This window comes from Paenibacillus sp. J22P277 (assembly GCF_059383675.1).
Genome location: NZ_JBXENS010000010.1, coordinates 194,929 through 209,264 on the forward strand (window position 1 = coordinate 194,929; position 14,336 = coordinate 209,264).

The window sequence follows — 14,336 nt, forward strand, 5'->3', positions numbered from 1 at the left end:
GGCAAAAAAGCTGCGCCCGTGGGTTCCTTCCTTTATTGGAGGGCACGGGCGCGGCTTTTTTCACGGCCGTTCAACGGGCTTCTTGCAGGCTAATAGATCCGCCGCGCGCCCGCGTACCGCGGTCCCCAATACGGGTTCTCCAGCTGCTGGACATAGATGCCTTTGGAGCTGATCGCGGAGATGAAGGAGCCGTTCCCGATATAAATGCCGACATGGTCGACGTTCTCCCCGCCCGCGATGCGGAAGAAGACCAGGTCGCCCCGGCGCAGCATCGGTTGGTCCACGGCAACGCCCTGCGCGTACAAATTGACGGTGTTGGTGCGGACCTGCTGAATGCCGAATTTGTGGTACATATAATAGACGAAGCCCGAGCAGTCGAAGCCGGACGGCGTGGAGCCGCCCCAGACGTACGGAATCCCGATGTAGGAATAGGCGTCCTGAACGAGGGTTTCTTTCAAGACGGCGTGCTTGGCTTCTTCCGCGGATACGGATTCGGCTTGTCCGGTTCCGGGCAGCCGGACGTCCGAGGCGGTGCCGGTCAGATGGAGGACGACTAGGGACATGGCGGCGAATTGCTTGATCATCCGGATGAACTCCTTCGCTTTGGGGGATTGAAATGTCCGTCATCCTTAGTATAGGATGTTTTAAATTTCCCAAACCGAGAAAATAATAGGTGCATTCGGCTTGGAGGAAACGAAGCATCGAGCGCTTGCGCGCTAAACGCGTTCTGCCGATACTGCCGTTGTGGAAAGAGGCTCCGCCCGGTGACGCAAATTAAGCCGTGAACCCCTGTTCGAGCGCCCGGCATCTGTGGTATAGTCGTTGGACAGGAACGCATGTTCTAAAATCAGGAGGATATGGAATGAACCGCCAAACGAAAGGCCGCTCGCAATACGCCGACCTGCTCCGGCGTTATTTGCTGCCTCAAAAACATACGTTATGGGTGCTCGCGGCGCTGCTCGTCGTGACGATCGGCCTCCAGCTCGCCAATCCGCAGATTATCCGCTATTTCATCGATTCGGCACAATCCGGGAGCACCCTCGAACCGCTTCTGATCGCCGCGCTTCTCTTCATCGGCTTCTCGGTGCTGCAGGGCGGCGTCACCGTGCTGGCCACGTATTTCAGCGAGAATCTCGGCTGGAAGACGACCAACGCGCTGCGAAGCGACTTGGCGGCGCACTGCCTGTCGCTGGATATGCCGTTTCACAAATCGCAGACGTCCGGCGCCATCATCGAACGCGTCGACGGCGACGTGAACGCGCTGGCGAATTTTTTCTCCAGCATGATCATTCATCTGCTCGGCAATTTCCTGCTCATGGTCGGCATTATCGCGCTGCTGTTCAGGGAGAGCTGGATGATCGGAGCCGGCATGACGGTCTTCGTGATCGTGGCGGTGTTCGTCATCCAGCAGATCCGCAAGTTCAACGGGCCGTTCTGGAAGGATTGGCGGCAGGCGAGCGCGGAGCTCTACGGCTTCATCGGCGAACAGCTGGAAGGCACGGAGGATATCCGGGCCAACGGCGCGTCGGGCTTCGTCATGGGCCGCTTCTACGGCATGCTGAAGCGCATGCTGCGGGTACGGCTGCGGGCATTTATCGGCTTCGCCTCCATGTGGAACACGACGATTATCGTCTTCACGCTCGGCAATGCGATGGCGTTCGGCATCAGCGCCTATCTATGGAAGACGGACGCGATCTCGCTCGGCACGGTTTATCTGATTTTCTTCTATTCGGAGCTGCTCGCCAAGCCGATCGAGAAGATTCGCACGCAGATGGAGGATTTGCAAAAGGCGGACGCCAGCATCTCGCGCATCCGGACGCTGTTCGAGACGCGCTCCTCCATCCAAGACGGTCCCGGCGCGCCGCTTCCGGACGGACCGCTCGCGGTCGCCTTCGACGACGTGACGTTCTCGTACGACGACAACGGCGGTAAACCGACGCTGAGCGGGCTTCGGCTGCAGCTGGAACCCGGCGAGGTCTTGGGGTTGCTGGGCCGGACCGGCAGCGGCAAATCGACGATCGCGCGCCTGCTGCTGCGCTTCTACGACCCGCAGGAAGGCGCCATCCGGCTCGGCGGCACCGACATTCGGGACTGCAGGCTGAGCGGGCTGCGCAATCGGGTCGCGATGGTCACGCAAAACATCGAGATCATGGAAGGCACGATCCGCGATAATTTGACGTTCTACGACGAGTCCGTGCCCGACGCGCGCATCGTCGAGGTTTTGGAGCAGCTTGGACTCGGAAGCTGGTATGCTTCCATGCCGGAGGGACTGGACACGATGCTGGCATCCGGGGGCGGCAGCCTGTCCGCCGGGGAAGCGCAGCTATTGGCTTTCGCCCGCGTGTTCTTGACCGATCCGGGCCTCATCATCATGGACGAAGCTTCGTCGCGCCTGGATCCGCTGACCGAGCAGCGGATCGAAGAAGCGATCGGCCGGCTGTTGTCGGACCGCTCCTGCATCATCATCGCGCATCGGCTCGCGACGGTGCAGCGCGCGGACCGGATCGCCATTCTCGAGAACGGCGTCGTCATCGAATCCGGGCGCCGCGCCGAGCTCGCGGCCGATCCGAAGTCGCGGTTCAGCGCCATGCTGGCCACGGGTCTCGAGGAGGTGCTCGCATGACGACGTTTCAATTCCTGGTCCGGCTGATCACGTTCCGGCCTTTGCTGTATACGGCGAACGCGTTGGCCTGGACCATCATCTACCTGATCCCGATCGTGCCCGGACTGATCACGCAGCAATTCTTCGATTCGTTGACCGGCGAGGACACCTTGAAGATCGGCACATGGGGCATCATCGCCCTGCTGCTCGCCGCCGCGCTGGCGCGCGTCGTCATGATCTACGTCGGCTGCATCACCGACGTGCAGTTCCGCTTCCGGGTGGCCATGATCCTGCGCCGCAACCTGCTGGGCCATGTGCTGAAGCAGCCCGGCGCGCGGGCGATCCCGGTCTCGCCGGGCGAGGCGATCAGCTATTTCCGCGACGACGTGGACCAGACCGAGGAAGCCGTCAGCTGGTCGGTGGACGTGTTCGGCTTGACCTGCTTCGCGGTGGTGTCGAGCTACATCCTGCTCAAAATCGACGTCCAGATGACGCTGCTCGTATTCGTTCCGCTCGTGCTCGTCGTGACGATCGCCCAGCTTGCCACGTCGCGGCTGCAGAAATACCGGGCGGCCAGCCGGGAATCGACGGCGCGCGTGACCGGCGCGATCAGCGAGATGTTCAGCAACGTGCAGGCCATCCAGGTCGCCGGCGCGGAAGACCGCGTGATCGGCCGGTTCCGTCGGTTCAATGACGACCGCCGCAAGACGATGCTGAAGGATAAGCTGCTCGGCGAAGCGCTGGATGCCGTGTTCACGAACTCCGTGAACCTGGGGATCGGACTGATCCTGCTGCTCGCGGGGACGAAGATGCGGGGCGGCAGCTTCACGGTCGGGGATTTCTCGCTGTTCGTCTACTATTTGACGTTCGTTACGCAGGTCATCTCGAACGTCGGCAAATTCATGACGTATTTCAAGCAGATGAGCGTTGCGCTGGAACGGATGCTGGAGCTGCTTCAGGGCGCCTCTGCGCGGATTCTGACGATGAAGGGAACGCTGCTGCTCCGCAAGGGCAAGGGCAGCCATCCTGCGGCGGGGCCTTCGGATCGTGCCGCTTACCGCGAGCCGCTGCAAAGCTTGGAGGTGTCGGGCTTAACCTACCGGTTTCCCGACACCGGCCGGGGCATCGAGGACGTGCGGCTGCGGCTGAAGGGCGGCTCGTTCACGGTCGTGACGGGCGCCATCGGCTCCGGCAAGACGACGCTGGTCCGGACGCTGCTCGGCCTGCTGCCGAAGGAAGAAGGGACGATCACGTGGAACGGCAAGCCGGTCGAGGATCCCGGCACCTTCTTCACGCCGGTCAATAGCGCGTACTCGGCGCAGATTCCCCGCATGTACAGCGACACGCTGCGCAACAACATCTTGCTCGGTCACCGGGATGACGAGGGCGCGCTTGAGCGGGCGGTCCATGATTCGGTCATGGAATACGACATCGCCCATCTGCAGCAGGGGCTCGAGACGGTGGTCGGTCCCCGCGGCGTCAAGCTGTCCGGCGGCCAAATGCAGCGGGCGGCCGCGGCGCGGATGCTCGTGCGCGAGGCGGAATTGTACGTGTTCGACGACGTGTCGAGCGCACTCGACGTCGAGACGGAGTCGAAGCTGTGGGAGCGGCTTTTCGAGAGCAGGGGGAGCGCCACCTGCCTCGTCGTCTCCCATCGCCGCGCCGCGCTCGCGCATGCCGATCATATCATCGTCATGAAGGAAGGCCGGATCGAGACCGAAGGCACCGTCGATCAGCTGCTGGCCAAGAGCGAGACGTTCCAGGAGCTGTGGTACGGGGACGAGCGAACGAAGGACGGCTCGCCGAGAGAGGCGTGAATGCACGCCTCCCGAGCGGGTATATACGCAGAAATGCCCTGCCGTATCCAAAGATATGGCAGGGCATTTCTCGCATTTGGGCTGCATTCGGTTTATCCGTCAAGCCCCTGGAATAACATAACCGTTCGTTCTTAATCGCTTCAACTCATTCGCAACGCCGACTAATTCCACCAACGCTTGAGCTGTTTCCACCAGCCCTTCGTCTGCTCCGCTTTCGCGTCGCCGTCGCCGCCGGCGGATGCGGCCGTATCGCCGTGCGCGCCGCAGACTTCGACCGGCTGCGTGCCGCTGACGAACGTTTCCAGCCGCCGCGTCTTGCAGGTTTTGCCGGCCAGCTTGCCGGTCTCGGGATCGACGTAGACGGAGACGACCCCGTCCGGCAGCGGGAAGATTTTCGGCGGCACCGCCGAGAGCGCCTTCTCCGTGTAGGCGGCGAAGATCGGCGCCGCGCGGTGCGCCTCGGCAGGCGTCAGCTTGCGCCCCTTGTCGTAGCCGACCCAGACGGCCGTGGCCAGCTCCGGCGTATAGCCGACGAGCCAGGCGTCGGTCGCGGTCGTGCCGGTCTTGCCGGCGACGGGGCGCTTGATCGTGGCGGATACGCGGTTGCCCGTGCCGCCCGCGTCGAACACGCTCTCCATCAGGCTCGTTAACACGTAGGCATGCGCCGCGTCGACGACGGGGGTGGAAGCCGGCTTGGCCTCGTACAGCACCTCGCCTTTGCTGTCCTCGATGCGCAGGATCGCCGTCGGCTCGACCCGGACGCCGCCGTTCGCGAACGTGCCGAAGGCCGAGGCCATCTCGAACGGACTGACGGGGAACGTGCCGAGCGCGAGCGACGGGACCGGCTGCATCGGGCTGTCGATGCCGAGCTTGCGCGCCATGTCGATGACGTTCGCGGGACCGACCTTCATGATGGAATTGACCGCATAGATGTTGTCGGAGGTGGCGATCGCCGTCCGCATGTCGATGGGGCCGTTCGCGTATTTATCGTTGTAGTTGCTCGGGGCGTACGTCTTGCGGCCGTCATCGTATGTGAAGACCGTCGGCGCGCTCGTGAACTGGGAGACCGGCGTCAGCGAGCCTTGCTGCAGCGCCGTCAGATACAGGATCGGCTTGAACGACGATCCCGGCTGGCGCGTCGTGGCGAACGCGCGGTTGTACTGGTTGGTCTTGTAATTGCGTCCGCCGACCATCGCCTTGATGTAGCCCGTGCGCGGGTCGATGGACACGAGCGCCGCTTGCTGCTCGGAGGTAGCCGGAAAGCCGGCGGCGACGGCTTCTTCTGCCGCGCGCTGCGCCTCGGGATCGAGCGTCGTATAGATGCGGATGCCGCCTTCGCTCAGCAGCCGCTCGTCGATGCCGAGCTTATCGACCGCGAGATAGCGGACGTAATCGCGGAAATACGGCGCGATGCCGGCCTGCTTGCTGGTGCCGAGCGGAACGAAATTGAGCAGCTCCGCGCCTGCCGCTTTGGCGTCGACCTGCTGGATGATCCCTTGGTCCGCCATCGTCTGCAAAATGGTCCGCTGCCGGTCCTTCGCGTTCTTCATGTCCATGTAGGGCGAATAGTATTTGGGCCCTTTCGGTACGCCCGCCAGCATGGCGCTTTCCGCGAGCGTCAATTCGGAGGCGTGCTTGCCGAAGTAGAGCTCGGAGGCGGCTTCCGCCCCGTAGGCGCCATGGCCGTAATAGATTTGGTTCAGGTACATGGACAGGATGTCGTCCTTGGAGTAATGCATCTCCAGCTGGACGGTGTACATCGCTTCCTTGAGCTTCCGCGACCAGGTCCGTTCATGCGTCAGATACAGGTTCCGCGCGAGCTGCTGCGTCAACGTGCTCGCGCCCTGCTCCCGGGAGAGATGCTCGATGTTCACCACGGCCGCCCGGGCCATGCCCTTCAAGTCGAAGCCGAGGTGGTCGTAGAAGCGCTGATCCTCGATCGCGAGCGTCGCCTCGACGAGGTACGGCGAGATGTCCTTCAGCGGCACGGACTGCCGGTTCTCCCCGGCATGGAACGTATCCATGATATGCCCCTGCAGATCCAGCATTTGCGACGTCTGGCTGACGGACGAAGCCGGAAGCGCCTGCATCCGCAAATAATATAAGAAGCCGAACGCGGCCATGAACAGCACGAGCAGCGTTCCGCCCGCATAGAGCAGTGCCTTGCGCAGCCGGCGCAGCAGCGGCATCCACCGCTCGATCCGAACGGCAATCGGCAATCGGCGCTTCCCGCCGCCCTGCTTGAAACGATACCAGCTCATTCTTGATGCCCCCTAACGTTAACCATCGCTATCCAACTAGTATGGAAAACATTGGGTCGGGCTATTCAAGCGAGGCGAAAGGGGGTATGAAATTTTTGTGTAGGATTCGCAGAAGGTTGCATTTTCCCCGCGTTAACTTATAATACAGATTGGAACATTGGACCTCATGAATCAAGGATTGACCATACATACACGAAAGCAGGGATCGACCGATGGAATTGTGGTACACGGAGAAGCAAACCCCGACTTACGGCATCACGGCCAAAATCAAAGAAACGTACGTGAGCGAGCAGACGGAGTTTCAGAAGCTCGACATGATCGAAACCGAAGAATTCGGCACGATGCTCGTCTTGGACGGCATGGTCATGACGACCGACAAGGACGAGTTCGTCTATCATGAAATGGTTGCGCATCCCGTGCTCTACACGCATCCGAACGCGAAGAAAGTGCTCGTGGTGGGCGGCGGCGACGGCGGCGTCATCCGCGAAATCCTGAAGCACCCGAGCGTGGAAAAAGCGGTCCTCGTCGACATCGACGGCAAGGTCATCGAATACTCCAAGAAATACCTGCCGAACATCGCCTGCGGCCTGGACGACCCGCGCGTCGAAGTCATCGTGAACGACGGTTTCATGCACATCCACGACCACAAGAACGAATACGACGTCGTCATGGTCGACTCCACCGAGCCGGTCGGCCCTGCGGTCAACCTGTTCACGCGCGGTTTCTACCAAGGTATCTACGATTCGCTGAAGGAAGACGGCATCTTCGTGGCGCAGACGGACAACCCATGGTTCACGCCGGACCTGATCTCGAGCGTCAACCGCGACGTGAAGGAAGTATTCCCGATCGTGCGCGTGTTCTGGGCGAACGTGCCGACGTACCCGAGCGGCCTGTGGACGTTCACGATGGGCAGCAAGAAATACGATCCGCTTGAAGTCGACGAGTCCGGCATTCCGGAGATCGACACGAAGTATTACTCTCCGCGCCTGCACAAAGCGGCGTTCGTGCTGCCGAAATTCGTCGAAGATCTCGTGAAGTAAGATAAGACTTGGAAAACAAGTCTCGGTGATAAGATAAGACTTGGAAACAAGTCTGTTCGAATAAGAGAGGAACCACAGCGACCATGAAACTCGATCAGAAATATTCCGGCAACGTGTTCATTCTAAGCTCGGAAGACTATAGCGCATCCAAGGCGGTCATTTACGGCATGCCGATGGACTTCACCGTCTCGTTCCGCCCGGGCTCGCGCTTCGGCCCGCCGCGCATCCGCGAGGTGTCGATCGGCCTGGAGGAGTACAGCCCGTACCTCGACCGCAGTCTGGAGGACATCGCGTATTTCGATGCCGGCGACCTGCTCCTGCCGTTCGGCAACGCGGCGCGCTCGCTCGACATCATCGGCGAATTCGTGGCCGGCGTGCTGGAAGACGGCAAGATGCCGGTCGGCCTCGGCGGCGAGCATTTGTGCTCGTGGCCGATTTTCCAAGAGGTGTACAAGAAGTATCCGGACATGGCGATCATTCATTTCGACGCCCATGCCGACCTGCGCGAGTCGTACGAAGGCGAGCCGCTCTCGCATTCCACGCCGCTGCGCAAAGCGGCTAACCTCATCGGCGGCAAGAACGTCTACCAATTCGGCATTCGTTCCGGCTCTCGCGAAGAGTGGCAGTTTGCCCGCGAGAACATCAACTTCCATCCGTTCGAGGTGCTCGAGCCGCTCAAGAAAGTATTGCCTGAGCTGGCCGGCCGTCCGGTCTACCTGACGATCGACATCGACGTGCTGGATCCGTCGGCGGCGCCGGGCACGGGAACGGCGGAAGCCGGCGGCATCACGTCGAAGGAATTGATCGACGCGGTCCACGCCATCGCCCGCTCCGGCGTGAACGTGATCGGCTGCGACCTCGTCGAGGTCGCGCCGGCGTACGACCCGACCGAGCAAACGCAGATCGTCGCGGCGAAAGTCATCCGCGAAATGCTGCTCGGCTTCATCGAATAAACGAAGAACCGCCGCAATCGTGCGATCCTGCACGGCTGCGGCGGTTCTTTTTTTTGCATAATCCTAATGCCGGGTTCCAACCTGAAGCTTAAGAACGCGCGTTATTGGCTTCTTGATCTGTTACGTTCGGGGCTTGATCCCGCAGCCCGAGCATCACGTCCGGGATGTTGGTGTCCATGGCGTCGACGCCCATGGCCTGCAGCCTGGCGAACACGTCCGGATCGTCGGACATGCTGCCATAGACGTAGAAGCCATGCTCATGCAGCCGGTCAACCCGTTCCCGGGATAGATGCTGCAAGGGGGTATTGATGATCTGGGCCTGCAAGGACTGCAGCAGCTCGATCGGATCTTCCACCCATCGTGCGCAGATCGGTGCCGTCAGCACGTCCGCGTTCACATCGCGCACCGCCTTTACGAGCCGGTGCTGAAACGACATCAGCTGTACCTGGCCGTCCATGCCGTGCTCGGCCACGAGCCTGGCCGTTCGGCGGGCCAACTCGACCTCTTCGCATTCCTGCGCCTGCTTCATCTCGATGCTGAGCCAGATTCGATCCCGCGCCCAGGCGAGCGTCTCCGCCAACGTCGGGACGCGCGCGCCGGCAAAGGCGTCCGAGAACCACGAGCCGGCATCCAGCTCTCGCAGTTCCGCCAGCGTATAGTCGCTTAACGGACCATGCCCGTTCGTCGTTTTATCTACCTTTAGATCGTGGAAGACCACGATCTCCCCGTCCTTCGTCAACTGCACGTCGAGCTCGATCAGTTCGGCCCCGCAAGCCGCTGCCCGCTCGAAGGCGGCCATCGTATTTTCCGGCGCATAAGCCGAAGCGCCCCGGTGCGCGCCGACGGCTATGCCGTTCATGCCGCTGAATATCGTTCCTATCATCATCATGCGCATCCTTTCCGAAACAAGATGGCTTTCATTGTAACATCGTGGTTTCAATTTGAAAGATAAGGTTTTGTTAAAGCGGTTTAATGCTACTTTATTCCTAATTAGTGGTAATTTATGCCTAAATACCCACTGAAATTTGCGATTTTTAAAGAAAATATCGATTTTTACAATAACTAATCATTGAATTGAAACGGAATTTACAAAACCGGTTTAAGCTTATAAACGAATCCGGTACCGTTCCCACATCGGATCACATGGGAGAAAGCGAGGTTCAACGAGTCTTGGCTACCATCGACGACGTCGCGAAGGCATCCGGCGTATCCAAGGGTACCGTTTCGAGCGTATTCAGCAAAAAACGACCCATCAGCAAAGAAGTGACCGAGCGCGTGCTCGCTGCTGCCAAGTCGCTGCACTACAAACCGAATTATTGGGCACGAAGTCTCGTAAGCCGCTCCACCCGCATACTCGGACTGAATATCCGGGGCGAATCGCTCGAATTCGGTCAGTTTCATCACTCCTTGCTTAACGGAGTGCTGCGCGTCTGTTACGAGAACGGCTACCGCCTTCTGGTCAATGCGCTGTCGCCAACTTACCTCAGTCAAGTCGAGAACATCTCTTCGGATCCCGTGGATGGCGAGATCTTACTGGATCCCATCGCATCGGACGGCAGGATCGAGGATCGGCTTCAGAGCGGCATGCCCATCGTCATTATCGGCCGCCCGCCGGCGCCCTACGAGGCGCAGGTCAGCTACGTCGATAACGATAATGTCGGCATGGCCGCCCAGGTCGCCCGCTACCTGATCGGGCTGGGGCATACGGAAATCCTGTTTCTGAACGCGCCGGTCTCGAGGACCGTTTCGGCGGACCGCGCCGAAGGATACAGGAGCGCGTTCAAGCAAGCCGGCCTGCAGCCGAAGCCCGATCTGATGCTGCACAAGCCGCTGAAGGGCGAATCGGCGCATGCCTTCGGCTACGAGTCGGCGCTCGCCAAGCTGACGGCCTCGCCGGAGATAACGGCGGTCATCGCCGATACGGACATGATGGCGCTAGGCGTCTACAAGGCGGCGGAGCGGCTTGGCCTGCGCATTCCGGAACAGCTGTCGGTCTTCGCGTTCAGCGACGACACCGTGCTTTCGCCGGAATTCTCGCCGCCGCTCACCGGCGTTCGGCTCCATGCCGACCGGCTGGGCGTCGAAGCGCTGAAGCTGCTGCTCGAACAGCTGAACGCGGCTCAGAAAAGCGCCAAACGCGTGCTTGTTCCGACGGAGCTCGTCATTCGCGGCTCTTGCGCGGCTCCGGGCGCGCGAGGCCAGTAAGGCGGCAAAGAAGCCGGTCCTTTTCATAGTTGTTATAAGCTTGCGCACAGGTTGACAGTCGATTTAACGCTCCGATCAAGATTTCGAATCGCGATTATACTTCAGGAGGTTTCAAACGAATGAAAAAAGTATGGTTGACAATGTCGACGGTTGCCGTCGCGAGTACGATGCTGTTGTCCGGCTGTGGTTCGGATAGCGGAACAAACGATGCGGCCAACTCGAACGCGGCGGCAGGCAATAACGCCAACGCTCCTGCCGATGCCCCTGCCAACGCTCCTGCGAACGCGCCGGCCGGCGACATGAAGCTGCGCATCCTCGACGCCAACGTCGGCGGCAAGACGCCGGAAGAGAACACGAAGTTCGAAGCGGAAATCAAACGCCTGACCGGCATCGACGCTTCCATCGAGAAACCGGCGAGCGATTACGACCAGAAGGTGCTCACGGCGCTCGGCTCCGGCGAGAAATACGACCTGATCGAACTCAGCGACCTGGGCAAGCTCGCTACCTTCGTAGACCAAGGCGTCGTTACGGATTTGACCGATTTCGTTACCAAATCCACGGTGCTGTCCGACCCGGCCGTCGTTCCAACGGCCGAATGGGATCAACTGAAGGACAAGGACGGCAAGATCGTCGCCGTGTTCAGCAAATTCCAAGGCGGTACGATGCCGATCGTGCGCAAGGACTGGCTCGACAAGCTCGGCCTGCAGGAGCCGAAGACGCTGGACGAATACTACAACGTACTCAAGGCGTTTAAAGAGAAAGATCCCGACGGCAACGGCAAGAACGATACGTACGGCCTCAGCACCTCCGACCTCTATGATATTCAAGGCTTCATGAGCGCGGCCGGCATTAAGGCGCATTACGTGATGAAGGACGGCAAACGCACGATTCCGTATGCGACGGAAGCCGCCGTTCCAATGTACGAATGGTTCGCGAAGCTCGTGAAGGAAGGCATCATGGATCCGAACTTCGTGACGAACGACACGGGCAAGATGCGCAACCTGTTCCTCTCGGACCGCGTCGGCATGGTCACGTATTGGGATGCGTGGGTCGGCATGTTCAACAACACGCGCAAACAAGCGGATCCGAACACGACATTCCAAGCGGAAGCGCTTGAAGGCATTCCCGGCGCGGACGGCAAGATTCTGATGCGCCGAGGGGATCCGGATTTCTGGATCATTCCGGCCAACGCCGAGCACCCGGACGCCGCGAAGAAATTCCTGGAGTTCTGGCATACGGAACCGGGCATCATGCTCGGAAGCCTGGGCATCGAGAACGAGGATTTCACCAAGGAAGGCGACGCGTACAAGCTGACGCCGACCGGCACGGAGCACAACATGGATCACGGGGTGCCGTTCTGGTACAACCAGAACGTAAAATATCCGTTCGGCAAGCTGCCGGGCGTTCAGGAAGCGCAGGATCTCGCGACGAAGGACGCGACGCTCGAGTTATCGCTGCCGGGCTGGCCGGACGCCGAGAAGATCGTCAAAAATTACGCGCTCAAAGCGATGTCCGGCCAGATGGATGCCGCGGAAGCCGTGAAGAAGATGCACGAAGAGCTGCTTGGCAAGAAACTGATCGACGAGTAAGCCGTTCGCGCGCATTCGAACGACAAGCAGGCAGGGGAGCACGGATCCCCTGCTTGCGTTCATTTCAGCCCGATAATGGTACCGTTTACCAGATAAGGACGTGGATAAAAGCATGAGATTGTTGAAGAAATACGGCGCGCTTTACGTCATGATGGTGCCGGTGATCGCCTATTTTCTCGTATTTGCCTATTACCCGCTCGTGAAAGGGCTGCAGACCAGTTTTCAGGATTACAAGCTGATGGGCGACCGGCCGTACGTCGGGTTCGCGAACTACGACGCGGTGCTGCATGATTCGCTGTTCTGGGAAGCGATGGTCAATACGCTCGTCATCGGGGGAGGCATTCTCCTCTTCAGCTTCGTCGCGCCGCTCGCCATCGCGTTGTCGCTGAACGAAGTGCTGCGGACCTGGTTCAAGAAGATGGCGCAAATGATCCTCTACGTGCCGCATCTGCTCTCCTGGGTCGTGGTCGGCGGGATCTGGATTTTCATGCTGTCGCCGGACAGCGGGATCGTGAATATGATCCTGGTCCATGTGTTTCACCGGGCGCCGATCAATTTTCTGGCGGATTCCGGCTATGCGCGCTGGATCATGATTCTGCTCTCGACATGGAAGGAGATGGGCTACACCTGCATCTTGTTCCTGGCGGGGATCGTGTCGATCAATCCGTCGCTCTACGAGGCGGCGCGCATGGACGGCGCGACGCGCTGGCAGCAGTTGACGTACGTGACGCTGCCGCAGCTCAGCAACACGATGAAAGTCGTCTTCCTGCTGAATACGCTCGGCATCCTGCGGATATTCGATCAAGTGTTCATCCTGCGCAATCCCACGATTGCCTCGAAGGTGGACGTGCTCATGATGTATACGTTCCAGAAGGGGATTCTCGAAATCCAGCTCGGTCCCGCGGCGGCGGCCAGCTTCTTCGTCCTGGTATTGACGCTCGCGCTGACGCTCGTCGTGCGGCGAATGACAAGATTTGATGAGGTGTAACGACAATGTCCGATCGATTCGAACGGCTTGGCTGGAAAAATAAAGCATTCGACATGCTGAACGCCCTTTTTCTGCTGGCGCTCATGCTGACCATGATCATTCCGTTTATTAACGTGCTGGCGCTTTCCTTCTCTTCGGGCATCGCGTCCATGCGGCCGGAAATCGTGCTGTGGCCGAAGCAGTTCAGCGCGGAAGGCTACCAGATCGTGTGGAAAAGCCTCGATATTTGGCGTCCGCTGCTCAACAGCGTCATCGTGACCGTCATCGGCACGACGCTGCATGTGCTGCTGTCCAGCTTGGCCGGCTATGTATTCATTTATCCCCGCCTGCCGGGCAAGAAACTGATGATGACGTTTATCCTGATTACGATGATGGTGCCGCAGGAAGCGATCATGATTCCGCTCTACGTGGTCAACAAAGACCTGCATCTCATTAATACGCTGAGCTCTCTCGTGCTGTCGGGCCTCGTGTCCGGTTTCTCGATCCTGCTCATGCGCAGCTTTTTCCTGAACGTGCCGTACGAGATGTCGGAATCGGCCAAGATCGACGGCGCCGGCGAATTCCGCATTTTCCTGACGATGTACCTGCGGCTGGCGGCCGCCGGCCTCGCGACCGTGACGCTGTTCGAGTTCGTCGGGCGGTGGAACATGTTCACGGCGCCGGTCATGTTCATCAACGATTCCATGAAATACACGCTGCAGGTGGCGCTGAAAGCGATGATTATCGATACGAGCAGCAATTCCGGCACCTATATGGTGACCACGAACGTGCGGATGGCGGGTATCGTCATCAGCATCCTTCCGCTGATCGCGGTGTATCCGTTCGTGCAGAAGTATTTCATGAAAGGCATCCTGCTCGGCGCCAGCAAAGAATAGGAGGAC

The 14,336-nt window shown here is 59.8% G+C and carries 11 protein-coding genes; 8 read left to right on the forward strand and 3 right to left on the reverse strand.

All coding sequences use genetic code 11. The features are described from left to right. Positions 1–89 precede the first annotated feature (89 nt). Positions 90–584, reverse strand: a complete 495-nt coding sequence (locus tag AC50YL_RS31905) for a C40 family peptidase (protein WP_494837392.1) — start codon at positions 582–584, stop codon at positions 90–92. A gap of 278 nt (positions 585–862) precedes the next feature. On the opposite strand from AC50YL_RS31905, the gene AC50YL_RS31910 reads away from it, so the two are divergent. After that, the gene (locus AC50YL_RS31910) at positions 863–2,623 is read left to right on the forward strand and encodes an ABC transporter ATP-binding protein (protein ID WP_494837394.1); all 1,761 of its coding nucleotides are present in this window, start codon (positions 863–865) and stop codon (positions 2,621–2,623) included. Next, on the forward strand, positions 2,620–4,419 hold the full coding sequence (locus tag AC50YL_RS31915; RefSeq protein ID WP_494837396.1) for an ABC transporter transmembrane domain-containing protein: 1,800 nt from the start codon (positions 2,620–2,622) through the stop codon (positions 4,417–4,419). Before AC50YL_RS31910 ends, AC50YL_RS31915 begins: the two co-directional genes overlap by 4 nt. Positions 4,420–4,580: 161 nt before the next feature. Here AC50YL_RS31915 and AC50YL_RS31920 read toward each other — a convergent pair whose 3' ends face one another. Further along, the gene (locus AC50YL_RS31920) at positions 4,581–6,680 is read right to left on the reverse strand and encodes a transglycosylase domain-containing protein (RefSeq protein ID WP_494837397.1); all 2,100 of its coding nucleotides are present in this window, start codon (positions 6,678–6,680) and stop codon (positions 4,581–4,583) included. 212 nt (positions 6,681–6,892) lie between these two features. Between AC50YL_RS31920 and speE the strand changes: the two genes are divergently transcribed. Both speE and speB read left to right on the forward strand, forming a co-directional pair. Then, positions 6,893–7,720 (forward strand): polyamine aminopropyltransferase, encoded by an 828-nt coding sequence (gene speE / locus AC50YL_RS31925; RefSeq protein ID WP_494837398.1) that lies wholly within the window; start codon positions 6,893–6,895, stop codon positions 7,718–7,720. Positions 7,721–7,803: 83 nt separating this feature from the next. Next, complete coding sequence (speB, locus tag AC50YL_RS31930) at positions 7,804–8,673, forward strand: agmatinase (RefSeq protein ID WP_494837400.1); 870 nt, start codon at positions 7,804–7,806, stop codon at positions 8,671–8,673. Between the two features lie 88 nt (positions 8,674–8,761). On the opposite strand, the gene AC50YL_RS31935 is transcribed toward speB, so the two are convergent. Further along, complete coding sequence (locus tag AC50YL_RS31935) at positions 8,762–9,562, reverse strand: glycerophosphodiester phosphodiesterase (RefSeq protein ID WP_494837402.1); 801 nt, start codon at positions 9,560–9,562, stop codon at positions 8,762–8,764. A 281-nt stretch (positions 9,563–9,843) separates the two neighbouring features. On the opposite strand from AC50YL_RS31935, the gene AC50YL_RS31940 reads away from it, so the two are divergent. From AC50YL_RS31940 to AC50YL_RS31955, 4 genes are all read left to right on the forward strand, one after another. Further along, on the forward strand, positions 9,844–10,878 hold the full coding sequence (locus tag AC50YL_RS31940; RefSeq protein WP_494837403.1) for a LacI family DNA-binding transcriptional regulator: 1,035 nt from the start codon (positions 9,844–9,846) through the stop codon (positions 10,876–10,878). A 119-nt stretch (positions 10,879–10,997) separates the two neighbouring features. Then, positions 10,998–12,467 (forward strand): extracellular solute-binding protein, encoded by a 1,470-nt coding sequence (locus tag AC50YL_RS31945; RefSeq protein ID WP_494837405.1) that lies wholly within the window; start codon positions 10,998–11,000, stop codon positions 12,465–12,467. A 112-nt stretch (positions 12,468–12,579) separates the two neighbouring features. Beyond that, positions 12,580–13,455, forward strand: a complete 876-nt coding sequence (locus AC50YL_RS31950) for an ABC transporter permease subunit (protein WP_494837407.1) — start codon at positions 12,580–12,582, stop codon at positions 13,453–13,455. Positions 13,456–13,460: 5 nt separating this feature from the next. After that, positions 13,461–14,330 (forward strand): carbohydrate ABC transporter permease, encoded by an 870-nt coding sequence (locus tag AC50YL_RS31955; RefSeq protein ID WP_494837409.1) that lies wholly within the window; start codon positions 13,461–13,463, stop codon positions 14,328–14,330. The last annotated feature ends 6 nt before the right edge of the window (positions 14,331–14,336 follow it).